The sequence below is a fragment of the Pseudomonas sp. C6002 genome (genome assembly GCF_013385805.1).
GTDB lineage: Bacteria > Pseudomonadota > Gammaproteobacteria > Pseudomonadales > Pseudomonadaceae > Aquipseudomonas.
In genome coordinates this window covers 211279-232791 of record NZ_JACAPH010000013.1, presented here as the reverse complement: position 1 = coordinate 232791, position 21513 = coordinate 211279, and the positions used below count along the sequence as shown (strand labels likewise).

General features: G+C 61.2%; 22 protein-coding genes and 1 other RNA gene. 14 read left to right on the top strand and 9 right to left on the bottom strand.

What is annotated here, in order from left to right:
- The first annotated feature begins 70 nt into the window (after positions 1 to 70).
- The gene (locus HX817_RS08575; RefSeq protein ID WP_177040104.1) at positions 71 to 1234 is read left to right on the top strand and encodes a putative zinc-binding metallopeptidase; all 1164 of its coding nucleotides are present in this window, start codon (positions 71 to 73) and stop codon (positions 1232 to 1234) included.
- 132 nt (positions 1235 to 1366) lie between these two features.
- Positions 1367 to 1463, top strand: an RNA gene (gene ffs / locus HX817_RS08570) — signal recognition particle sRNA small type.
- A 105-nt stretch (positions 1464 to 1568) separates the two neighbouring features.
- Here the strand turns inward: ffs and HX817_RS08565 are convergent.
- Complete coding sequence (locus HX817_RS08565) at positions 1569 to 2156, bottom strand: hypothetical protein (protein ID WP_087694831.1); 588 nt, start codon at positions 2154 to 2156, stop codon at positions 1569 to 1571.
- 14 nt (positions 2157 to 2170) lie between these two features.
- Positions 2171 to 2704: a hypothetical protein gene (locus HX817_RS08560; protein WP_003219072.1), complete on the bottom strand. Its 534-nt coding sequence runs from the start codon at positions 2702 to 2704 to the stop codon at positions 2171 to 2173.
- A 284-nt stretch (positions 2705 to 2988) separates the two neighbouring features.
- Here HX817_RS08560 and HX817_RS08555 point away from each other — a divergent pair, with 284 nt between their 5' ends.
- Positions 2989 to 4035, top strand: a complete 1047-nt coding sequence (locus HX817_RS08555; RefSeq protein WP_102368373.1) for an N-acetylmuramidase family protein — start codon at positions 2989 to 2991, stop codon at positions 4033 to 4035.
- A gap of 1 nt (position 4036) precedes the next feature.
- Positions 4037 to 4651, top strand: coding sequence for a hypothetical protein (locus HX817_RS08550; protein ID WP_177040103.1), 615 nt, complete (start codon positions 4037 to 4039; stop codon positions 4649 to 4651).
- A 40-nt stretch (positions 4652 to 4691) separates the two neighbouring features.
- On the opposite strand, the gene HX817_RS08545 is transcribed toward HX817_RS08550, so the two are convergent.
- A complete protein-coding gene (locus HX817_RS08545; protein ID WP_003219067.1) occupies positions 4692 to 5555 on the bottom strand; it encodes a LysR family transcriptional regulator in 864 nt (287 codons plus the stop codon).
- Between the two features lie 97 nt (positions 5556 to 5652).
- Here HX817_RS08545 and HX817_RS08540 point away from each other — a divergent pair, with 97 nt between their 5' ends.
- Complete coding sequence (locus tag HX817_RS08540) at positions 5653 to 6621, top strand: DMT family transporter (RefSeq protein WP_087694833.1); 969 nt, start codon at positions 5653 to 5655, stop codon at positions 6619 to 6621.
- Here the strand turns inward: HX817_RS08540 and HX817_RS08535 are convergent.
- Both HX817_RS08535 and HX817_RS08530 read right to left on the bottom strand, forming a co-directional pair.
- Positions 6535 to 6906: a VOC family protein gene (locus tag HX817_RS08535; protein WP_003219063.1), complete on the bottom strand. Its 372-nt coding sequence runs from the start codon at positions 6904 to 6906 to the stop codon at positions 6535 to 6537. The genes HX817_RS08540 and HX817_RS08535 overlap by 87 nt on opposite strands.
- A gap of 151 nt (positions 6907 to 7057) precedes the next feature.
- A complete protein-coding gene (locus tag HX817_RS08530; RefSeq protein WP_003219061.1) occupies positions 7058 to 7372 on the bottom strand; it encodes a helix-turn-helix domain-containing protein in 315 nt (104 codons plus the stop codon).
- 306 nt (positions 7373 to 7678) lie between these two features.
- Here HX817_RS08530 and HX817_RS08525 point away from each other — a divergent pair, with 306 nt between their 5' ends.
- From HX817_RS08525 to HX817_RS08515, 3 genes are read left to right on the top strand one after another with little or no spacing between them, the layout of a single operon-like run.
- Positions 7679 to 7831 (top strand): hypothetical protein, encoded by a 153-nt coding sequence (locus tag HX817_RS08525; protein ID WP_157222851.1) that lies wholly within the window; start codon positions 7679 to 7681, stop codon positions 7829 to 7831.
- Between the two features lies 1 nt (position 7832).
- Positions 7833 to 9398 carry a PAS domain-containing methyl-accepting chemotaxis protein gene (locus HX817_RS08520; protein WP_003219059.1) on the top strand — a complete coding sequence of 522 codons (1566 nt, stop codon included), beginning with the start codon at positions 7833 to 7835 and terminating at the stop codon, positions 9396 to 9398.
- 18 nt (positions 9399 to 9416) lie between these two features.
- Positions 9417 to 11108: a bifunctional diguanylate cyclase/phosphodiesterase gene (locus HX817_RS08515; RefSeq protein WP_177040102.1), complete on the top strand. Its 1692-nt coding sequence runs from the start codon at positions 9417 to 9419 to the stop codon at positions 11106 to 11108.
- A 155-nt stretch (positions 11109 to 11263) separates the two neighbouring features.
- Here the strand turns inward: HX817_RS08515 and HX817_RS08510 are convergent, their stop codons facing one another.
- Complete coding sequence (locus HX817_RS08510; protein ID WP_087694838.1) at positions 11264 to 12013, bottom strand: ABC transporter substrate-binding protein; 750 nt, start codon at positions 12011 to 12013, stop codon at positions 11264 to 11266.
- A gap of 133 nt (positions 12014 to 12146) precedes the next feature.
- Between HX817_RS08510 and dnaX the strand changes: the two genes are divergently transcribed.
- The 5 genes from dnaX to HX817_RS08485 all read left to right on the top strand — a co-directional run bounded on the left by dnaX (position 12147) and on the right by HX817_RS08485 (position 17915).
- Positions 12147 to 14210: a DNA polymerase III subunit gamma/tau gene (gene dnaX / locus HX817_RS08505; protein WP_102368376.1), complete on the top strand. Its 2064-nt coding sequence runs from the start codon at positions 12147 to 12149 to the stop codon at positions 14208 to 14210.
- A gap of 43 nt (positions 14211 to 14253) precedes the next feature.
- Entirely contained in the window at positions 14254 to 14592 is a 339-nt protein-coding gene (locus HX817_RS08500) for a YbaB/EbfC family nucleoid-associated protein (RefSeq protein WP_003193199.1), read from the top strand.
- A gap of 271 nt (positions 14593 to 14863) precedes the next feature.
- Positions 14864 to 15898 (top strand): NADP-dependent oxidoreductase, encoded by a 1035-nt coding sequence (locus tag HX817_RS08495; protein ID WP_003219050.1) that lies wholly within the window; start codon positions 14864 to 14866, stop codon positions 15896 to 15898.
- Positions 15899 to 15963: 65 nt separating this feature from the next.
- Positions 15964 to 16566: a recombination mediator RecR gene (gene recR, locus HX817_RS08490; protein WP_003219049.1), complete on the top strand. Its 603-nt coding sequence runs from the start codon at positions 15964 to 15966 to the stop codon at positions 16564 to 16566.
- Between the two features lie 200 nt (positions 16567 to 16766).
- Complete coding sequence (locus HX817_RS08485) at positions 16767 to 17915, top strand: acyl-CoA dehydrogenase family protein (RefSeq protein ID WP_003219047.1); 1149 nt, start codon at positions 16767 to 16769, stop codon at positions 17913 to 17915.
- Between the two features lie 182 nt (positions 17916 to 18097).
- Here HX817_RS08485 and HX817_RS08480 read toward each other — a convergent pair whose 3' ends face one another.
- Positions 18098 to 18646 (bottom strand): adenine phosphoribosyltransferase, encoded by a 549-nt coding sequence (locus tag HX817_RS08480; RefSeq protein ID WP_003219046.1) that lies wholly within the window; start codon positions 18644 to 18646, stop codon positions 18098 to 18100.
- 80 nt (positions 18647 to 18726) lie between these two features.
- Positions 18727 to 19461: a fumarate/nitrate reduction transcriptional regulator Fnr gene (fnr, locus tag HX817_RS08475; protein WP_003219044.1), complete on the bottom strand. Its 735-nt coding sequence runs from the start codon at positions 19459 to 19461 to the stop codon at positions 18727 to 18729.
- A 154-nt stretch (positions 19462 to 19615) separates the two neighbouring features.
- On the opposite strand from fnr, the gene HX817_RS08470 reads away from it, so the two are divergent.
- Complete coding sequence (locus HX817_RS08470; protein ID WP_003219041.1) at positions 19616 to 20092, top strand: hypothetical protein; 477 nt, start codon at positions 19616 to 19618, stop codon at positions 20090 to 20092.
- Positions 20093 to 20099: 7 nt separating this feature from the next.
- Here HX817_RS08470 and hemN read toward each other — a convergent pair whose 3' ends face one another.
- Complete coding sequence (hemN, locus tag HX817_RS08465) at positions 20100 to 21482, bottom strand: oxygen-independent coproporphyrinogen III oxidase (RefSeq protein ID WP_003219038.1); 1383 nt, start codon at positions 21480 to 21482, stop codon at positions 20100 to 20102.
- Positions 21483 to 21513 lie beyond the last annotated feature (31 nt).

The window sequence follows — 21513 nt, the reverse complement described above, 5'->3', positions numbered from 1 at the left end:
GCCAATAAAAAACTGGAACGATCAGCTCGTAACCATGATCTAGTCTTGGGCAGCCCTGGGAGAGATCGCCATGTACCGCTTCTTCGAACAACTCAGTTCGCGCATCGCCGCACCGTTCATGGCCGAGACCTCGCGCAACAGCAAGGTCTGGCAGTGCCGCTGTGGGCAATCGCTGTTCTTTCGCAACAGCCAGTGCCTGGCCTGCTCGGCGCTGCTGGGCTATCAGCCGGAGCAGAGTCGCCTGTCCTCCCTGCAGCCCGGCCCGTACGCCGATACCTGGCTGCTGGACGCCGACCCTGAAGCCGGTGCCTTTCGCCGCTGCGCCAACCTTGACACGCCCGCCGCGTGCAATTGGCTGCTGCCCGCCGACAACGGCCAGGCCTTGTGCGTGGCCTGCAGCCTGAACCGCACCATCCCCGACCTGTCGATCCCCGAAAACCCCGAACGCTGGCGCAAGGTCGAAACCGCCAAGCGTCGTCTGGTGGCCCAACTCATCAGCCTGGGCTTGCAGGTGATTCCCAAGACGGTCGATGAAGACACCGGCCTGGCCTTCGATTTTGTCGGCATCGACCTGGAAGGCAACGCGCCCACCACCGGCCACGCCAATGGCCTGATCACCCTCGACATCAAGGAAGCCGACGACGCCCACCGTGAGAAAATTCGCGTACAGATGCGCGAGCCTTACCGCACCTTGCTCGGTCACTTCCGTCACGAGGTCGGCCATTACTACTGGGACCGCCTGATCGCCAACAGCCATTGGCTGGAGCCGTTCCGCACGCTGTTCGGTGACGAGCGCGCCAGCTACGCCGACGCCCTGGAGCAGCACTACCAGAACGGCCCGCGCCCGGACTGGCAGCAAACCTGCGTCAGCGCCTACGCCACCATGCACCCGTGGGAAGACTGGGCGGAAACCTGGGCGCATTACCTGCACATGATGGACGCCGTCGACACCGCGCTGGGCTTCGGCATGAGCGCCCGGGAGATGGACCTGGATTACCAGCCGTTCCCCCTCAGCACCCTCTACGACCCCGGGTATCCCGGTGGCGCGGCGTTCCTGTCATTCGTCAATGCGTGGATCGAACTGGCCGGCATGCTCAACGAACTGTCCCGCAGCATGGGCCAGCCGGATTTCTATCCGTTCGTCCTGCCGCCGGCGGTGATTGCCAAGCTGCACTTCATTCACCTGGTGATCCAGCAAGAGGGCGGTCGGGCGGACGAGGTCGTGCTTTTGTAGGAGCAAGCTTGCTCCTGCAGCCAAGTACTTGAACCATCAGATATTTTTAATCCCGCGCCAACGGTTGTAACTTCCGATGAGATCGGTACAATGGCGCGGCTTGCCGAGAGGCGAGCGTCGTTATGGTGACCCCATCGGTCCCCCCGCAACGATTACCCGTGAACCTGGTCAGAGCCGGAAGGCAGCAGCCACAGCGGGAACATTGTGTGCCGGGGTGTGGCTGGTGGGGTTGCCTCCATAACGCAACCCTCCTTGATTCAAAAAAATACTTTTATGAAGCCCTTCGCTGACAATCGTCATCTGCGAAGCGATTTCTGCTGTTCGCTCATCAGGGTTACTGACGGTACAGCGGGAACTCTCCCATGGCCGGAATCACTTCTGCGCGCAACCTCGCCATGTGCCCGGGCAACTCCTGTCGTGCGGCAGGCGTGTCGGACGGGATGTTCTTGGCAAAGTGGAAGCTGATGATTTGGCCGGTCCCGTTGTCCTTGTAGTATTTGAAGATATTGAACTCAAAGAAGCTGCCGTCCTTGCGTGTGGAGGTCGGATAAAACAGCAGCACGTAGATCGCATCGGTTTTCTCGTCTGAAAACATCTCCACCGGAAGGTTGGGGTATTCCTGTTTGTGGGCCTGCGCGGTCAGGTTGGCAAGATCCCGGGGCTCGTTGCCGGTGGTCTGGGGCGGCGCGAGGCGAAAATCCACCAGTTCGCTCCAGGCGTTGACGCTTTCTGGTGCGAGGAAATATTCCCAGAGCGGAACGTTGCCCCGGGCCTGGTATTTCAGGACGTATGTTTTCCCTGCAAACACCACCGACTTTGTCTCGGCGATCGACGGGCGGGACAGGTCAGGCGGCGCCACAGGCGGTTTGGATGCACAGCCGAACAGCAGCAGGACAGTCGATACCACGATTAGCCAACGCATGGGCACCTCCTGTGTCACGGCTTAGTGCTGTTGATGTGGTCGGCGATGCTGGCGAGCGTTGCGCTCCATTGTGCAACGGTTTGTTCTGAAGGCATTTCTCTCCAGGTCCTGGAAACCTTGTACGTGTCGCCCCCCAATTGATAGGCAAAATGCCTCAAGGTCATGACGTTGCCGTTCGCCTGTGTGCAGATCACCGACCAGCCCATATACGGGGTGCTGGTATCTCCCATGTCAGTCTGGCTGATATGTGTTTTGCAGTTCTTCTCGGCGGCCCGGGTATCGGAATCACGGGCCGCGCTTGGCGGTTGATTCTGGCCCGGCAACACAAACAGGGTGATCTCGTCTTTTCCGGTGTCGGCAGACCACTTGTATCGTTTTACCCCGGCATTCGCGAACGCTGATGCCATCTCGTCATCGTTTTTGGTTTGCCATTGCGGACCTTTTGGCGTTACCGCCTTGAGCAAGTAGCCCGCAAAATCTTCTGCGTGGGTGTTTGGCGAGACGAAGAGCAATCCGCTGATGGCACAGGCAATAAAGGTCGATTTCATGTCAGTCCCTGGACGTCATTGTTAGATGTCAGGACGACAATGCATCCTGCGAAACAGGCAGTAGCGCAGGTAGTGGCAAAGTGCCCAGTCCGTTTAAAAATTATTCCCAGGGACGACGTCAGTGAGGGATTGCTCACATCCTTAAAACCTTGCGCTGGACAAGCCAAATTCGCCTTGTTAGTTTGCGCCAGCGACATATTTCTAAATATGTCGGTGGCACATGGATGATATTAAAGTGATGGCGCTTTATGGCTCATCTACTCCAACTAACAAGGATGTCAGTAATGAAAAGCCTGCAAGGGTTGCCCACTCTCATCAGCGCTTCCGTCGGTGCGCCGGGCAAAGCCCGCAACTTGCCCGCCGATGTTCAATGCATCCAGTATTTATTCAACTTGATCATTCCCAAGTTGGGTTTCCCCCTGGCGGAAAATGGCAAATGCGACGGCCAGTTGGTGCAGTGCATCAGCCAGTATCAGTTCCGCCACCTGAAATACGCGCATCCCGATGGTGTCATCGACCCTACCGGGCGCACCTTCAATAGCCTGATCGAAGAAGCGGTGAAGGTGCCGGTCAAGCCGAACCCGACCCTGCGTATTCCGACGTTCCTCAATGTGTTCGGCAACACCGGCGCGGACATGGTCCAGGCCACGGTCGACCACTATCTGGACCGCATGCGGGCAATGATCGAGGCCGAGCGGCGCAACCGGCAGATGATGCTCCAGGCCACGTGCGACGGCGGTACGACGCTGACGGATACGGACTTCCAGAACGCTGCCGCGCAGTTGGGTAACGGGATTTCGGTCAATATTATCAAGGCCTTCGCCACGGTGGAGTCGGGCGGGCGCTCCGGGTTCGGCCCGGCCAAGTTGCCGGTGATCGCCTTTGAAGGGCACCATTTTCGCAAGTACACCAAGAGTAAATACGACCAGACCCACCCGCTGTTGTCGTACCCCTACGTGAAGAAGGCCGGGCCCCAGTGGAAGGCCAATAACAAGGACCAGACCAAGGCCTGGGAGACCATGGCCACCGCCTTCGCACTGGATCAGGAAGCGGCCTTGAAATCGGCCTCCTGGGGCATGTTTCAGATAATGGGCTCCAACTTCACGGCATGCGGTTATAAAACGGTGTTTGAATTTGTGGTGGCCATGAAGATTAATGCCGGGCATCAACTAAAGGCCTTCCTCGGTTTTTGCAGCCAGAGCCCGGCCCTGGTCAAGGCCATGAAGAACAAGGATTACGCCGCCATGGCGCTGAACTATAACGGCAAGGATTATGGCGACTATGACCAACGCATCAAAAAAGCCTACGAAGCACTTGAAGGGAAAAAATAGAATGCCGTTCAAACGTTGCGTGTCCCGATTGCTGGTTGCCTCTTTCGTGTGTGTTGCTGCAGGTGCGCCGGCGTTTGCCGCTACGCTGCACTCGGGCAAGTACGAAGGGCTGATGCTGGCCGTGACGCCCGAGCATCAGGTGGAGGGGTTTTATGCCGAGGAAATGGGCGAGGGCGTGACCCCCTCATGCACGTTCTTCCTGCAGGGCAAGGTCGACGGTGCGAAGGCATCGGTGTCGACATGGCTGGATGAGGCCTATCCGGGTACCGTCGCGGCTTCCTCGGACGGTGTGACGCTGACCGTGGAGAAGGGCCGCGAACATCCCGGCTGCATCAACGTGTTGATGCCGGAAATTGCCACCGGCCTGGACCTGACCCAAACCGCTGCCAAGAAGTGGATCGGCCTGGTGACCGTTTCGTCCGACAAGGCCTTCCTGCAGAAGACCCCGGACGCCAAGGCCAGTCATCGTGCCTACGTGGTCAAGGACGATGTGGTCGCGGTACTGGCGTTCAAGGATGGCTGGGCCCAGGTCGAGTTCATCAATGGCGAAGGCCGCTCTTCCAAGGGCTGGATCAGCCAGGACCAGTACGCCAGGCTGGCCCCCGCAAAAGGCTGAAGATGCTCCCTGCGCCCGCGCACAGCGGGGCGAAAACCGGTTAGCCGAAAGTTTCCCGCAACAGCCCCGCAAAGGCATCCCGCGCCAGATGGCGTTGGGTGTCTTTGTGCCAGAACAGCAGGTTATCCACCGCCGCCAATTCGTCGAAGCGGTAGGACGTCAATTGGTTGGCCTGCTCGTAGCGCGCCAGGATGCCTTCCGGCGCCAGTGCCACGCCAATCCCCGCGCTGACGCAGCCAATGATCGTGCCCCAACTGGCATAACTTGCGATGGCAGGCTTGATGTCGTGGGGCTTGAGCCAGTTCTCCAGGGCTGCGCGATACGGGCAGCCGGGCGGCCACACCAGCAGCGTGCGGCCGGCCAGGTCCCGGGCGTCCTCGATGGGTGCGCTGGAGGCGCTGGTAATCAGCACCAGGCGCTCGCTGTAGACCACGCTTTGTTCGAGCTTCGGGCGTTTGCCGCCGGCGGCCACCAGCGCGGCGTCGATGCGGTGATGTTGCAGGTCATCGAGTAACTGCGCCCAGGCACCGGTCACCAGTTCCAGCTCCACTTGTGGATAACGTCGATGGTATTCGGCCAGCAGCGGCGGCAGGCGGCCACTGGCGCTGGATTCCACTGCGCCGATGCGCAGCTTGCCGCGGGGAATCGCGTTGCTGTCGACGGCACGCTTGGACTCTTCCACCAGCGCGAGGATGCGCTCGCAGTAGTCGAGAAACACTTCCCCTGCGGCACTGATCGCCAACCCGCGCCCGGCGCGAATGAACAGCGGGGTACCCAACTCGCTTTCCAGTTGCTTGATGCGTGTGGTGATGTTGGACGGCACGCAGTGCAGTTGCAGGGCGGCCTGGGCCACGCTGCCGGTTTGTGCCACGGCTTTCACCATTTTCAGTTGGGCCAGTTCCATCGCTCAGTTCCAGTGATTACAGAAGTCAGAAACGGTTAATTGTCCTGCGCCTTGCCGGGGCCAAGACTGACGGCATTCCCACTGCTGGACGCCGTTCATGAAAGCCCCGTCACCTGTAAAGCTTACGCTAGTCACTGCCAGCGTCATCCTCTGTTGGGCGTATTCGCCGATTGGCGTGCATCTGGCCTTGCACAGCTACAGCCCGGGCCAGTTGGCCTTGGGGCGGTTCCTGATTGCTTCGGTATTGATGGCCGGCGTCGCGTTGGTCATGAGGATCGAGCGGCCACGTCTGCGGGACCTGCCGTGGTTGCTGGTGCTGGGCTTCTTCGGGATTTTCCTGCATCACCTGACGATCAATTTCGGCCAGCAATTTGTCACGGCCGCTGCCTCCAGTGTGCTGGCGCAGTCGGTTCCGCTATTTACGGTGCTGGTGGCGTTTTTCGGCTTGAAGGAGCGAGTTACCGGCTGGCGCTGGGGTTGCGTGCTGCTGGGCTTGAGCGGGGTGCTGGTGGTGATCTGGGGCGAGCATGGCCTGGGGCAGATTGATCCCCGTGGACTGATGATCCTGCTGGCGGCGTTGTCGTGGAGCCTTTATTTCACCATCCAGAAACACTATTCCCGGCGCTACAGCCCGCTGACCACGGTGTGCTACACCGTGTGGTCGGGCACCTTGCTGTTGTGTGTGTATTTGCCGGGTTTGCCGGCGGTGGTGTCGCAATCATCAACCCAAGCCAACTGGGCGGTGTTGTTGCTCGGCGCCTTTCCCAGCGCCCTGGCGTACCTGGCCTGGGCCTATGTGTTGCGGCATGTCGAGGTCAGCCGCGCGTCAGTGGCGTTGTACCTGGTGCCGCCGGTGGCGATGGTGATGGCCGCCACGCTGCTGGGCGAGCAGGTTTCGCTGCGCGTGGTGCTGGGTGGCCTGATCGTGCTGGCCAGTGTCGGCGCCATCAGCCTCGAAGGGCGCTGGCGCCGCAAGCCGTTACGGGTTCACGGTGAACACCCGCAGGCGGTGACCGTCGGGGTCCTGGGCGACAAAGGTGTAGCCGAAATCCGCCTCGACCGGTGACTGGATGATGCTCATCCCGAGTTGCACCCAGCGTGTGTGCAAATCGTCGACCGTTGCGATATCAGCGACGCAGAAACCCGCCTCGCTACCGCCAACCGAGGCTTGGGCCGCAGGCTCCACGGTATGGCGCGACCACAGGCCGAGTTTCACCCCGTTGTCGAGGATGAACAGCGCAAAGGTCGGCCCCAGCTCCACCGGCGGCTTGTCCAGCAGTCGGCTGTAGAGGTTGGCGCTGGTGGCCGGGCTGTCGACGTACAACAAAAAGTAATGGGCAATGCTATTCATGATGACTCCGTGGAATGACGCAGCAATGGCGCGGCTCAGTCCCTAGTCTAAGGGGCTGTCCTGTCAGTTCATGTCAGGAGTCATCAAGCAAAGAGCAGACAGTCAATCTGGCTGTCTGCTCTTTTTATTGCGTGCACGTGTGTTGCGAGCTCTAAGGCTTGGACAAGGCCTGGTCTACCGCTGCGATCAGCTTTCCCAGATCCTTCGGGGTGGCTTTGTGAATGACACCGAACAGATAAGCGCGCTGTTCCTCCTCGTCGACCAGGTCTGCGAAAAAGACTTTCAGCTTCACTCCCAGCGCCTCTGCGAACAAGAACAGTGCCTCGACGCTGGGTGTATAGGTGCCGGTTTCGAAGCGGCTGATGGTTTTAGGGTCAAAACCGGTTTTTTCACCTAGTTCAGCCTGAGTAAGCCCTGCGACCTTGCGGTAACGTCTGATGGCTGGACCCAAACTTGAAATGTGCATCGCTCAATTCCCATTTAGAATCAAGAACTTAACGATAAATCTTAAAATTAGACAACCGCATGTACCATCACCTTTTCTTGCAAAATGTGATGTAATTCGTAGAATCGGCATCTAGGACAAGTATTTGGTGGTCTCGTTTCAGAAGGCAGGTTTATGAAACAGGAAATCATTGCTCTCTCCTTACTCTCATAAATGTGCCCATAAAACGGACGCCTGGCAGGGACTGAAATGTCGCTCGTCAGTGCCACGCTTCATTGCGCCTCACGTGCCGGATACCCGAATTCAAGCCTAGTTGATCATCACTGAATGGATGATGAATTGCTGTGCAAAATCGTGGGTTTGCGTACCTTTGCGGCCAACCAGCCGATCGACGGCGCAGCCCGACTGGAAATACGAATCCGCCTGTCCTGCCTACCCGGTGGTCGAGAGGGCGATCGAATGCTGTCCATGGAGCTTTAACGTGCGTCTCAATTTGCCGGTCACTGCTGTTGAACAGACTTTTGGGGAGCAGCAACGGCTAATTTCCGCAACTGACGTCAACAGCCATATTACCTACTGCAACGCCGAGTTTGCCGCCATGAGCGGTTTTACCCAGGCCGAGCTGATCGGCAGCACCCACAACCTGGTGCGCCACCCGGACATGCCGCCCGCCGTGTTCCAGCTGATGTGGAGCTACCTCAAGGCCGGGCAGAGCTGGATGGGCGTGGTGAAGAACCGCTGCAAGAACGGCAACTATTATTGGGTCAGCGCCTATGTGACGCCGATTCTCGAAGACGGGCGGCTGACGGGCTATGAGTCGGTGCGGGTCAAGCCCACCCGCGAACAGGTGCGCCGCGCAGAAGCGCTGTACGCGCGGTTGCAGGCAGGTGGTGCGGCGGTCTCGCCGGTGCGGCGTGTGGCGTCTGTGTCCCGAGCCATGGCGTTGCCACTGGCGGCTGCCGTTGCCAGTGTCGCCGCCTTCCAATGGGTTCCGGGTGTGTGGGCCCAGGCGTTGACTGTCGGCTTGTTTCTCGGCCTGGGCGTCTGGGGGCATCAACGCTTGGGGCTACAGCTCAAGCAGATTGTGCAGAACACGCCCAATACCTTTTCCGACCCCATCAGCGCCATGACCTACAGCGACGCGCTGGGGCCGACCGCGCAGCTCGAAATGATCCTGATCAGCGAAGAAGCGCGACTTAAAACCGCCCTGACGCGCCTCAGCGACCTGGCCAACCAGATGGCCGAAGCAGCCGCCCATTCCAGCGTGTTGTCGAGTACCACCGAATCGGCGTTGCTGGAACAGCGCGCCGAGACCGACATGACCGCCGCCGCCATGACCGAGATGGCTGCGTCCATCGCCGAAGTGGCAGTGCACGTTCAACAAACCGCCAGTGAAGCCCACACCGCCAACACCCTCGCCGAGCAGGGCAGCCAGGTGGCCGGCACGTCGCGCGAGGCGATCCAGTTGCTGGCCGGCACCGTCACCCAGATCAACCAGGCGGTGGGCAACCTGGCCGGGCAGACCCAGCAAATCCAGGTGGCCGCGAGCATGATCCAGGCAATCGCCGACCAGACCAACCTGCTGGCCCTCAACGCGGCCATTGAAGCGGCCCGCGCCGGCGAGCAGGGCCGTGGCTTTGCCGTGGTGGCCGACGAGGTGCGCGCCCTGGCGGGCAAGACGCGCGAGTCGACCCAGCAGATCCAGGGCATCATCCAGAACCTGCGGGCGGGCGCCGATGAGGCGGTCGAGATCGCGAGCCTGGGCATTCACGAGGCCGAGCAGGGCGTGCAGCAAGTACTTGAGGCGCAGCAGGCGCTGCAAGGCATTCGCCACGCGGTGGAGCGTATTACCGGTATGAGTCAGCAAATGGCTGCTGCCTCACAGGAACAATCCCACGTCGCCGAGGAAGTTTCACAGCAGATCAATAACGTTGCCGCCACGGTGCAAAAGACAGCGGGCAATGCCAACGCTGCAGTCACCCGTGGCCGGGAACTCGAAAGCATCTCTTCCGGGTTGCGCGCCCTGGTCGAGCGGTTCAACCGCTAGCCACAGTGAGCCTGACTCATGGACGAGAAATACCGCAGGGCCGTGGATGCAGCCGCCATTTTCTCCGAGACTGACCTGGCGGGCTGCATCACTTACGTCAATGACCAGTTCTGCGGCATGTCCGGCTACGGGCGTGACGAGTTGCTGGGGCAAAATCACCGCATTCTGAGCTCGGGACTGCACCCTGCGGGGTTCTTCCAGGGCATGTGGCAAGCCATCAGCGAAGGCCGGGTGTGGCGTGGGGAAATCTGCAACCGGGCCAAGGATGGGACGTTGTATTGGGTGGACAGCACCATGGTGCCGCTGCTCGATGAGAAGACCGGGCGCGTGCAGAAATACGTGTCGATCCGCTTCGATGTCAGCGAAAAGCGCCAGCTGTTGCACACCCTGCAATGGCGGGTCGGCCACGATGTGCTGACCGGCTTGCCGAACCGCGCCTATCTGTCGGAGTTGCTTAACCAGTCCCTGGAGTTCTCCCGCAGCGAAGACATCCCGTTGGCGTTGTGCATGCTCGACCTGGACGGCTTCAAGGCGGTCAACGACGGGTATGGGCATGCCTGTGGGGATCTGTTGTTGGTGGAAGTGGCCACTCGGTTGCGGGAGATCATCCGCGGCGAGGACGTGGTCGCCCGGCTCGCCGGTGACGAATTTGTGCTGATCCTGCGTTATGTGCGCGATATCGACGAGCTGAACGGCGCCTTGCTGCGCATCCTCAAGGCGATTTCCGAGCCGTACTCGATCCAGGGGGCGGAGCTGAATGTGTTCGCCAGCATCGGCGTCACGCTGTTCCCCCTGGACGACGAGGACGCCGACACCTTGCTGCGCCATGCCGACCAGGCGATGTATGTGGCCAAGCAGAGCGGGCGCAACCGCTACCAGTTGTTTGATGTATCCCTGGAACAGGAGGTCAAGGCCAGCCACCAGACCGTGGAGCAGATCCGCCAGGCCCTGGCGGCGGGCCAGTTGTGCCTGTATTACCAGCCCAAGGTCAACTTGCGCTGCGGCACGGTGGTGGGGTTCGAAGCATTGTTACGCTGGCAGCACCCCGAGCGTGGCCTTGTGAAGCCGGGGGATTTCCTGCCGCTGATCGAGCAGACCGACCTGATTGTCGATATCGGCGAATGGGTGATCGCCCAGGTGTTGGGCCAGATGCATCGCTGGCAGGTGCATGGGCATTGGTGGTCGGTGAGCGTGAACATCGCGGCGCGGCACTTCCAGCGCGAGGATTTTGTCGAGCGCCTGCAAGACTTGCTGGCGCAATACCCGCAGGTGGAGCCGCACCGGCTGGACCTGGAGATCGCCGAGTCGGTGGCCATCGACAATATCCAGCGTGTCACCCAGCACCTGGAGGCCTGCCAGGCCTTGGGCGTGCAGTTCTCCCTGGATGATTTTGGCACCGGCTATTCCTCCCTGAGCTACCTCAAGCGCCTGCCGACCCAGACCATCAAGATCGACAAGTCGTTCGTGCGCGACATCCTGCACGACAAGGACGACCTGGCGCTGACCAAGGCCGTGATCGGCCTGGCCCGTGCGTTTGGCCGCGAAGTGATTGCCGAAGGCCTGGAAACCCTGGAGCACGGCCAGCTGTTGATGCGCATGGGCTGCGAAGTGGCCCAAGGCTATTTCATCGCCCGGCCGATGCCTGCGGACGACGTGCCGGGTTGGGTCGAGGGATTTGCACCGCCGCCGCAGTGGCAAAAGCTTGAGTGATGTTTACTGTGGCGAGGGAGCTTGCTGTGGCGAGGGAGCTTGCTCCCGCTGGGCTGCGTAGCGGCCCCAAGATCTTTGGGAGCGCTGCGCACTCCAGCGGGAGCAAGCTCCCTCGCCACAGCAAGCTCCCTGGCCACAAGGACAATCAGGTGATCTTAAGGGGCGGGGGCGCTGTTCCCGATATACAGCTGGATGATTTCATCAATCTCCCCGGACATTTTCATCCGCAGCAACGTGCGCAGGATCTGCTGCCCCGGCACCTGCGGGTCGTTGCGCACATAGCAGCCCAGGCGTTGCTCCTCGATCACGGCCACCGTATGCAGGCGCTGTGTGGGCGGTAATTGCTGATTGAAGCGGTCAAGGATCCATTCGTTGATCACTGCATAGTTGAAGCGTCCGGCCACCAGTTTTTGCAGCACTTGCTCTTCACTGCGGCTGTCGTCGCGGCTGAACTGGCCGCTGGCGAAGCGCGCCTCCAGGGTCGGGTAGCTGTAGCCGAGTACCGTGCCGATGTGTTGCGGCGCAAGGCTGTCCAGTGCCACCGACGTTGAGGGCACGCGCCCGGCGGCCAGCACATTGCGCTGGACCAGCAGCGGGATGCTCCAGGTGTAGTCCCCCGACAGGTTGTTCAGCCACGCCGGTGTCACGTAGCAGCGCACGTCCACATCCCCGCGCTCCATGGCGGTGTCGATACGCGCACGCGGCAGCACATGGAATTTCGCAGGACGGCCGACCTGGGTGGCCAGGCTCAACATCAGGTCATACAAAATCCCCTGGGTGGGCTGGCCCTGGTCAAGTTGCACCATGGGCATGGTCCAGCTGTCGGAAATGGAGAATCGCAGAGGTGCGGGTGCCGCCAGGCTGACCGTGGCAATCATCCACAAGGCGCCCAGGACTGCGCGCATAAATTCTCCGGGTTCAGCCTTTTACAGGCTTGGTCAGACCAGCTTAGTCAGATTAGACGAGCGTGCCGGATGCAATTTCCCCCTTGCTCCGCTAGCATTACCCGCTTCCGCTTCCCAGTTGCGACGGTTTTCGATGAGTTATCAGGTTCTTGCACGTAAATGGCGTCCGCGCTCGTTCCGCGAAATGGTCGGCCAGACCCATGTGCTCAAGGCTCTGATCAATGCCTTGGACAGCCAGCGGCTGCACCACGCCTACCTGTTCACCGGTACCCGCGGGGTGGGCAAGACCACCATTGCCCGCATCATTGCCAAGTGCCTGAACTGTGAAACCGGCATCACCTCGACGCCGTGTGGTACCTGCTCGGTGTGCCGGGAAATCGACGAAGGGCGTTTTGTCGACCTGATCGAGATCGACGCCGCGAGCCGCACCAAGGTCGAAGACACCCGCGAGCTGCTCGACAACGTGCAGTACGCACCGAGCCGTGGCCGCTTCAAGGTCTACCTGATCGACGAAGTGCACATGCTGTCCAGCCACTCCTTCAACGCCTTGTTGAAGACCCTGGAAGAGCCGCCGCCCTACGTCAAATTCATCCTGGCCACCACCGACCCGCAGAAACTTCCTGCAACGATTTTGTCGCGGTGCCTGCAGTTCTCCCTGAAAAACATGACCCCGGAGCGTGTGGTCGAGCATTTGACCCACGTGCTGGGTGTCGAGAACGTACCGTTCGAAGACGACGCCCTGTGGTTGCTGGGTCGTGCCGCCGACGGCTCGATGCGTGATGCCATGAGCCTTACCGACCAGGCTATCGCCTTCGGTGAAGGTAAGGTGCTGGCCGCCGACGTGCGGGCGATGCTCGGCACCCTGGACCACGGCCAGGTGTTCGACGTGCTGCACGCGTTGATCGAAGGCGACGCCAAGGCGTTGCTCGAAGCCGTGCGTCATCTGTCCGAGCAAGGCCCGGACTGGAATGGCGTGCTGTCGGAAATCCTCAATGTGCTGCACCGCGTCGCCATCGCCCAGGCCCTGCCCGAAGGTGTCGACAACGGCCACGGCGACCGCGACCGCGTGTTGGCCCTGGCCCAGGCGTTGCCGGCCGAAGACGTACAGTTCTACTACCAGATGGGCCTGATTGGGCGACGTGACCTGCCGTTGGCACCCGATCCGCGAGGCGGCTTTGAAATGGTCCTGCTGCGGATGCTGGCCTTCAGGCCCGCCGACACGGCGGATGCGCCGAGACAGCCGCTAAAGCCAGTGGGGATCAGCCAGGCCACAGTTGATTCCGCCAAACCAGTGGCTGGCCCGGCTGTTGTCGCGCCAGTGGTTGCGCCGCCTGCGCCGGTTGCACAGGCCGCCGCCCCGGTTGTCGCCGAGCCCGTGGCGCCTGTGGTGGTGCCGGAGCCGGTGGTTGAGCCTGCGCCCGTGCCTGAAGTCGATCTGCCGTGGAACGACCCGGTAGAGGCCGAGGTCGAGGTCGAGCTGCAGCCTGCCGTCGAGCCGGTGCTGGAAACCACCAGCGAGCAGCCTGAACTGACACCCATGCCCGCGCCGACCCCGGACAGCGTGGTGCCGGACGCCCCCGAGTGGGTTTCGGCCCCGGTGCCGGAGCCGACCGTTGCGCAAGTGGACGCCGCCACCCCGGGCACCGACCTCGACGACGAGCCGCCGCTGGACGAAGATTACATCGAGCCGGACATGGATTCGGCCTACAGCTACCTGGACGACCTGGCCAGCGAACACACCGCCGAGCCTGCCCCGGAGCCTGAACCCGAACCTGCCGCGATGCCGGCCACCGGCCTGGCGTTGCAATGGCTGGAGCTGTTCCCGAAACTGCCGATCTCCGGCATGACCGGCAGCATCGCCGCCAACTGCACCCTGATTGCCGTTGATGGCGACCACTGGCTGCTGCACCTGGACCCGGCCCACAGCGCCCTGTTCAACGCGACCCAGCAGCGCCGGCTCAACGATGCCCTGAACCAGTTCCACGGGCGCACGCTGACCATCAGCATCGAGCTGATCAAGCCCGAGCAGGAAACCCCGGCCCAGGCGGCGTCCCGTCGCCGGGTCAACCGCCAGCGCGAGGCTGAAGAGTCAATCCACGGTGATCCGCTCATCCAGCAGATGATGCAGCAGTTTGGCGCGGTGGTGCGGCACGATACTATTGAACCTGTAGAAGCCCCGGTACCCCAAGCGTCATAACCCGGGGCCAATAATTGATCCACGTACTTTTGAGGTGATTCCCATGATGAAAGGTGGCATGGCCGGCCTGATGAAGCAGGCGCAGCAGATGCAGGAAAAGATGGCCAAGATGCAGGAAGAACTGGCCAACGCCGAAGTCACCGGTAAAGCCGGTGGCGATATGGTCAGCGTGGTGATGACCGGTCGTCACGACATCAAGCGCGTGAGCATCGACCCAAGCGTATTGCCGGGCGTCGGCGAAGACGACCTGGAAATGCTCGAGGCGCTGTTTGCCGCGGCCGTCAACGACGCCGTGCGCAAGATCGAAGCCAACAGCCAGGACAAGATGTCCGGCGTGACCGCTGGCATGCAACTGCCACCGGGCATGAAGCTGCCGTTCTGATCTGCAAGCGCAGCACCGAAAATGCCAGGCCCCGCGCCTGGCATTTTTTTGGCCGGCTATTTTCCATACCCGTAGCAGCTGTCGAGCGCCAGCCAGGCTGCGTCGGCAGCGACTCGGTCCCACGTCTGGCATGAAAGCAGCGGTGCGGCTAACGTAGCCTCGCTGGCGCTCGACAACTGCTACTGCGAGAGTTTTGTCGAACCCTGGACCCTGTGTTGGGGTCTGCACCCTATACCGTTGAATTCAATCACCGATAGAAGGAGCCTCGCTGATGTCCGAAGCATTGACCCTCAACCAGCGCATTGTGCTGGTCTCACGCCCCCACGGCGCACCGGTGCCGGAAAACTTTCGCCTGGAGCGCGTCGCGCTGCCGGAACTGGCCGACGGCCAGGTTTTGCTGAAGACCCTTTACCTGTCCCTGGATCCCTACATGCGCGGGCGCATGAGTGATGCGCCGTCCTACGCCGCACCGGTAGAAATCGACGAAGTGATGACCGGTGGCGCTGTCAGCCGCATCGAACAGTCCCGCAATCCCAAGTTCGAGGTGGGTGACCTGGTGGTCGGTTCCACCGGGTGGCAGAGCCACAGCATCTCCGATGGGCGCAACCTGATCCCGGTACCGAAGGGACTGGCCAGCCCGTCCATGGCCCTGGGTGTGCTGGGTATGCCCGGCATGACCGCCTATATGGGCCTCACCGATATCGGCCAGCCCAAGTCCGGGGAAACCCTGGTGGTGGCGGCCGCTTCCGGTGCGGTGGGCTCGGTGGTGGGCCAGGTGGCGAAGATCAAGGGCCTGCGGGTGGTCGGTGTGGCGGGCGGCGCCGACAAGTGCCGCTATGTGGTGGACGAGCTGGGCTTTGATGCCTGTGTCGATCACAAGAGCGACAACTTTGCCGAGGAGCTTGCCCAGGCCTGCCCCAAGGGCATCGATATCTACTTTGAAAACGTCGGCGGCAAGGTATTCGACGCGGTCGTGCCGCTGCTGAATGCCAAGGCGCGCATTCCCTTGTGTGGCCTGATCGCCGGCTATAACGCCCACGAAGCGCCCAGCGGTCCCGACCGGCTGCCGGCGTTGCAACGTACCTTGCTGACCAAGCGTGTGCGGATCCAGGGCTTTATCGTGTTCGACGACTATGGCGACCGCCAACCGGAATTCCTCAGTGCCATGGCGCCGTGGGTGCGGGATGGCAAGATCAAGTTCCGCGAGGACGTGGTGGAAGGCCTGGAGCAGGCACCTGAAGCCTTTATCGGTTTGCTGGAGGGGCGCAACTTCGGCAAGTTGGTGGTGCGGGTCGCACAAGATTGAGCATTTGACGCTAATCCGAGGCGCGGGTATAAACCGCGTCTCGTTGTTTTGTCGGACCTTTCCCCATGAGCTTCAGCCCCCTGATTCGTCAACTGATCGACGCCCTGCGCACTTTGCCGGGCGTGGGCCAGAAAACCGCCCAGCGCATGGCGCTGCAACTGCTGGAGCGTGATCGCAGCGGCGGCTCCCGATTGGCCCAGGCCCTGAGCCAGGCGATGGAAGGGGTCGGCCACTGCCGCCAGTGCCGCACCCTGACCGAGGAAGAGCTGTGCCCGCAATGCGCCGACCCGCGTCGCGACGACACGCTGCTGTGCGTGGTCGAAGGGCCGATGGATGTCTACGCGGTGGAGCAGACCGGTTACCGCGGGCGCTACTTTGTGCTCAAGGGCCACCTGTCGCCGCTGGACGGGCTGGGGCCGGAGGCGATTGGTATTCCGCAACTGGTGACGCGAATCGAGGAGCAGGGCACGTTCGTCGAGGTGATCCTGGCCACCAACCCTACGGTGGAAGGCGAAGCGACGGCCCATTACATCGCCCAGCTGCTGACCAACAAAGGCCTGATTACTTCGCGCATCGCCCACGGCGTGCCGCTGGGTGGCGAGCTGGAACTGGTGGATGGCGGGACCCTGGCGCATTCGTTTGCCGGGCGTAAGCCGATCGCCCTATAACAAACACCGCAGAACAAAATGTGGGAGCGGGCTTGCTCGCGAATGCGGTGGTTCAGTCAATGCATCTGGCGACTGATACACCGCATTCGCGAGCAAGCCCGCTCCCACATTTGTTTTGTGGTGTTCACGAGTCTTTCCTCTTGCTTGATAACCAAGCAAGCGCTTGGTAAGTTCGCTCTACCGTCCCGTGGAGCTTGCCGATGTCTGCCTATCAGGAATACTTCGACCCCAGCCACCAATTGGTCCGCGACAGCGTGCGTCGTTTCGTCGAGCGCGAGATGTTGCCGGGCATCGAGCAGTGGGAGGAAGCGGAAAGCTTCCCCCGGGAGCTGTACCTCAAGGCCGGTGCGGCGGGGATCCTGGGCATCGGTTACCCCGAAGCCCTTGGAGGCAGCCACGAAGGTGACCTGTTCGCCAAGGTCGCGGCCAGCGAAGAACTGATGCGCTGCGGCTCCGGCGGAGTAGTGGCAGGGTTGGGCTCGCTGGATATCGGCTTGCCGCCCATCGTCAAATGGGCCCGGCCCGAGGTGCGCGATCGTGTGGCGCCGCAGGTGTTATCCGGCGAGAAGATCGCCGCCCTGGCCGTCACCGAGCCCGGTGGCGGCTCCGATGTCGCCAGCCTGCAGACCCGTGCCGTGCGCGACGGCGACCATTACCGGGTCAGCGGCAGCAAAACCTTTATCACCAGCGGCCAGCGTGCCGACTTCTATACCGTCGCGGTACGTACCGGGGGGCCGGGCTTTGCCGGCATCAGCCTGTTGTTGATCGAAAAGGGCACGCCTGGTTTCACCACCGGTACACCGCTGAAGAAGATGGGCTGGTGGGCGTCGGACACGGCCGAACTGTTCTTCGATGATTGCCGCGTACCCGTAGGCAATCTGATCGGCGCCGAGAACATGGGTTTCGCCTGCATCATGGGCAACTTCCAGAGCGAGCGCCTGGCCCTGGCCCTGATGGCCAATATGACTGCGCAGATGGCCCTGGAGGAAAGCCTGAAGTGGGCGGCCCAGCGCGAGGCCTTCGGCAAACCCATCGGCAAGTTCCAGGTGCTCAAGCATCGCCTGGCGGAAATGGCCACGGCGGTGGAGGTCTCGCGGGAATTCACCTACCGCCAGGCCGCCAAGATGGCCGCGGGCAAGAGTGTGATCAAGGAGATCTCGATGGCCAAGAACCTCGCCACCGACACCGCCGACCGCGTGACCTTTGATGCCGTGCAGATCCTCGGCGGCCAGGGCTACATGCGCGGCAACCTGGTGGAGCGGCTGTATCGCGACAACCGCATCCTGTCCATCGGTGGCGGGACTCGGGAAGTGATGAACGAAATCATCAGCAAGCAGATGGGCTTGTAGAAAGCGCTTTTGTGGCGAGGGAGCTGTGGCGAGGGAGCTTGCTCCCGCTGGGCTGCGTAGCGGCCCCAAGATCTTTGGGAGCGCTGCGCACTCCAGCGGGAGCAAGCTCCCTCGCCACAGCAAGCTCCCTGCCACACAAGCTCCCTCGCCACACAAGCTCCCTCGCCACACGAGTCCCGGGGTTATTGGTCTGTCAGGGCAAACTGCGTCAGGCAGAACGTCGCAATGCCCATGTCTTCCAGGCGCTGGGAACCACCCAGCTCCGGCAGATCGATGATCGCCGCCGCTTCGAAAATCCGTGCGCCCATGCGCCGCGCCAGGTTGGCCGCTGCGATCAGCGTGCCGCCGGTGGCGATCAGGTCATCGAACATCAGCACCGAATCACCTTCACACAGGCTGTCGGCGTGCACTTCCAGGAAGGCTTCGCCGTATTCGGTCTGGTAACTCTCGGCCAGCACGTCAGCCGGCAATTTGCCTTGCTTGCGGAACAGGATCAGCGGTTTGTTCAACTGATAGGCAATGATCGAACCGATCAAGAAGCCCCGGGCATCCATCGCGCCGATGTGGGTGAAGTCGGCTTCGACGTAGCGGTGTACGAAGGTGTCGGCCACCAGGCGCAAGGCCTTGGGCGACTGGAACAGCGGCGTGATATCGCGAAAGATCACCCCAGGCTTGGGGAAGTCGATGACTGGGCGAATCAGGGATTTGATGTCGAACGAATCGAAGACCATCGTCGAGGAGTCCTGGGGAGGAAAGCGGACTCGAAGTATACCTGCGGCCCAGCCGATTGGCTCGGCCGCAAGCGTCTGGATCAACCGTCGAGCGAACCGCCAGCCAATGCGCAGAGCTGGATCGGGTCGAGGATATGCACTTCCTTGCCTTCGGCCGCAATCAACTCGTTCTGCTGGAAGCGGGTGAATACCCGGGACACGGTTTCCACCGCCAGGCCCAGGTAGTTGCCGATTTCGTTGCGCGACATGCTCAGGCGGAACTGGTTGGCCGAGAAACCCCGCGCGCGGAAACGTGCGGAAAGGTTGACCAGGAAAGTGGCAATACGCTCGTCGGCGGTTTTCTTCGACAACAGCAGCATCATCTGTTGGTCGTCGCGGATTTCCCGGCTCATCACGCGCATCAGCTGGCGACGCAGTTGCGGCAGTTGCAGGGCCAGCTCATCCAGGCGTTCGAACGGGATTTCACACACCGATGTGGTTTCCAGGGCCTGGGCCGACACGGGGTGAATCTCAGTGTCCATGCCCGACAGTCCGACCAGTTCGCTCGGCAGGTGGAAGCCGGTGATCTGTTCTTCGCCGCCATCGCTCAGGCTGAAGGTTTTCAGTGCGCCAGAACGTACTGCATAAACGGAGTCAAACTTGTCGCCCTGGCGAAACAGGAACTCGCCTTTTTTCAGTGGGCGACCGCGTTTAACGATCTCGTCCAGCGCTTCCATGTCTTCCAGATTCAACGAAAGTGGCAGGCACAGGGGGGCCAGGCTGCAATCCTTGCAATGAGCCTGGCTATGAGCGCGCAGTTTAACTGGCTCGGACATTTCTTAAATCCTTGTGGGAAAACACACATAAGACGTAAGGGTAACGCACCGGGGGGCAATCAGGCCAGCGTGTACAGAAAAGCAGCAGCGGTATAAAGAATTTTGTATCGAGGTCGATACAAGATTGTCACTCCTAGAGCTGGAGGCTCAGATCATGCTTTCCATTGGCGCAACCAACCCTGCCATTGTTTCTTCGCTAACCGTGCCTGATGCGAAAAAAGACCCCGCTGCAGACGATAAAGACCAAGCGTCTTCGACCGATCGGGCCACTGACACCAAGCCCCAAGGACTGGTGGTGGATATCTCGGGGGCGGGGCTGAAAGCCTCCAAGGCCAGCACCAACTCCAACAAGGACATTGACGACAGCAACCTGAAAGACAACATCAAGCAGCTGTTGAAAATGATTCGCGAGATGAGAAAACAGCTCGCCGAGAAGATGGCTCAGCTCTCAGCTGCCATGTCCGACGCCTCAAAGACCCCGCAGGCAAGGCAGGCCAGAGTGGCCGCCTTGCAGAGTGATATCGCGACATTGCAGGCCGGCTTGATGACGGCCCAATCGCAGTTGACCAAGGCCTTGAAGGACGAGTCTCCCGAGTCGCAGCTGGAAGCGATGGCCCTGCTGGCGAAGTAGGACAGGTTCAGATCACCCGCGAAAATCGTTGCCGATTCTGGTGCTCCAGATAGGCATCGAACACCATGCACACCGAGCGTACCAGCAGGCGCCCCGCCGGCAATACGCGGATGCCCTGTGGGTCGAGTTCGATCAGTCCGTCCTCGGTCATCGCCTCCAGTTGCGGCCAGAGTTCGTCGAAATAGCCGCGAAAATCGATGTTGAAGGCCTGTTCGATCTTCTCGAAATTCAGGCTGAACGTGCAGATCAGCTGCTGGATCACTTCCCGGCGCAACCGGTCATCCGTGGTGCATAACAACCCACGGCTGGTGGCCAGTTGCGCGCCGGCGAGGGCGTTCTGGTAGTGGTTCAGGTCGCTGCTGTTCTGGCAGTACAGGTCGCCGATCTGGCTGATCGCCGACACCCCGAGCCCGATCAAATCGCAATGCCCGTGGGTGGTGTAGCCCTGGAAGTTGCGTTGCAGCGTGCCTTCTTCCTGGGCGACGGCCAATTCGTCGTCCGGCAGGGCAAAGTGGTCCATGCCGATGTAGCGGTAGCCCGCCCGGGTCAACTGCTCGATGGTGGTTTGCAGCATCAGCAGTTTTTCCGCCGGGGAGGGCAGGTCGTCGGTGTTGATCCGTCGCTGGGGCATGAACCGTTCCGGCAGGTGTGCGTAGTTGAATACCGAGAGGCGGTCCGGTTGCAGGCTGATGACTTCTTCCACGGTGCGTGCGAAATTCAGCGGTGTCTGCTTGGGCAAACCGTAGATCAGGTCGATATTGATCGAACGAAACTGCAGGGTGCGCGCTGCGTCAATCACTGCGCGGGTTTCTTCCAGGCTTTGCAGGCGGTTCACCGCACGCTGCACTTCGGGGTCCAGGTCCTGCAGGCCGATACTGACGCGGTTGAACCCCAGTTCACGCAGCAGGCCCATGGTCGCCCAATCGGCTTCCCGCGGGTCGATTTCAATCCCGTAGTCGCCGGAGTCATCGTCCAGCAGGTTGAAGTGCTGGCGCAGGCGGCCCATGACCTGACGCAGCTCGTCATGGCTGAGAAAGGTCGGGGTGCCGCCGCCGAAGTGCAGCTGCTCCACCGGCTGTTTGGGGTCGAGGTGGCACGCCACCAACTGGATTTCCTGCTCCAGGCGTTGCAGATAGGCGTGAGCCCGGCCGCGATCCTTGGTGATGACCTTGTTGCAGGCGCAGTAGTAGCAAATGTTGGCGCAAAACGGCACATGCACATACAGCGACAGGGGCCGTACGGCCTTGCGGCTGTCGCGCAGGGCGTGGAGCAGGTCGAAGGTGCCGACCTGGCTGTCGAATTGTACGGCGGTGGGGTACGAGGTATAGCGTGGCCCCGCCAGGTCGTAGCGGTGAATCAGATCAGTGTCCCAACGAATGGCGTCGAGCATGCGGGCGTTCCCCCGGATAGGCTAGTGGGCC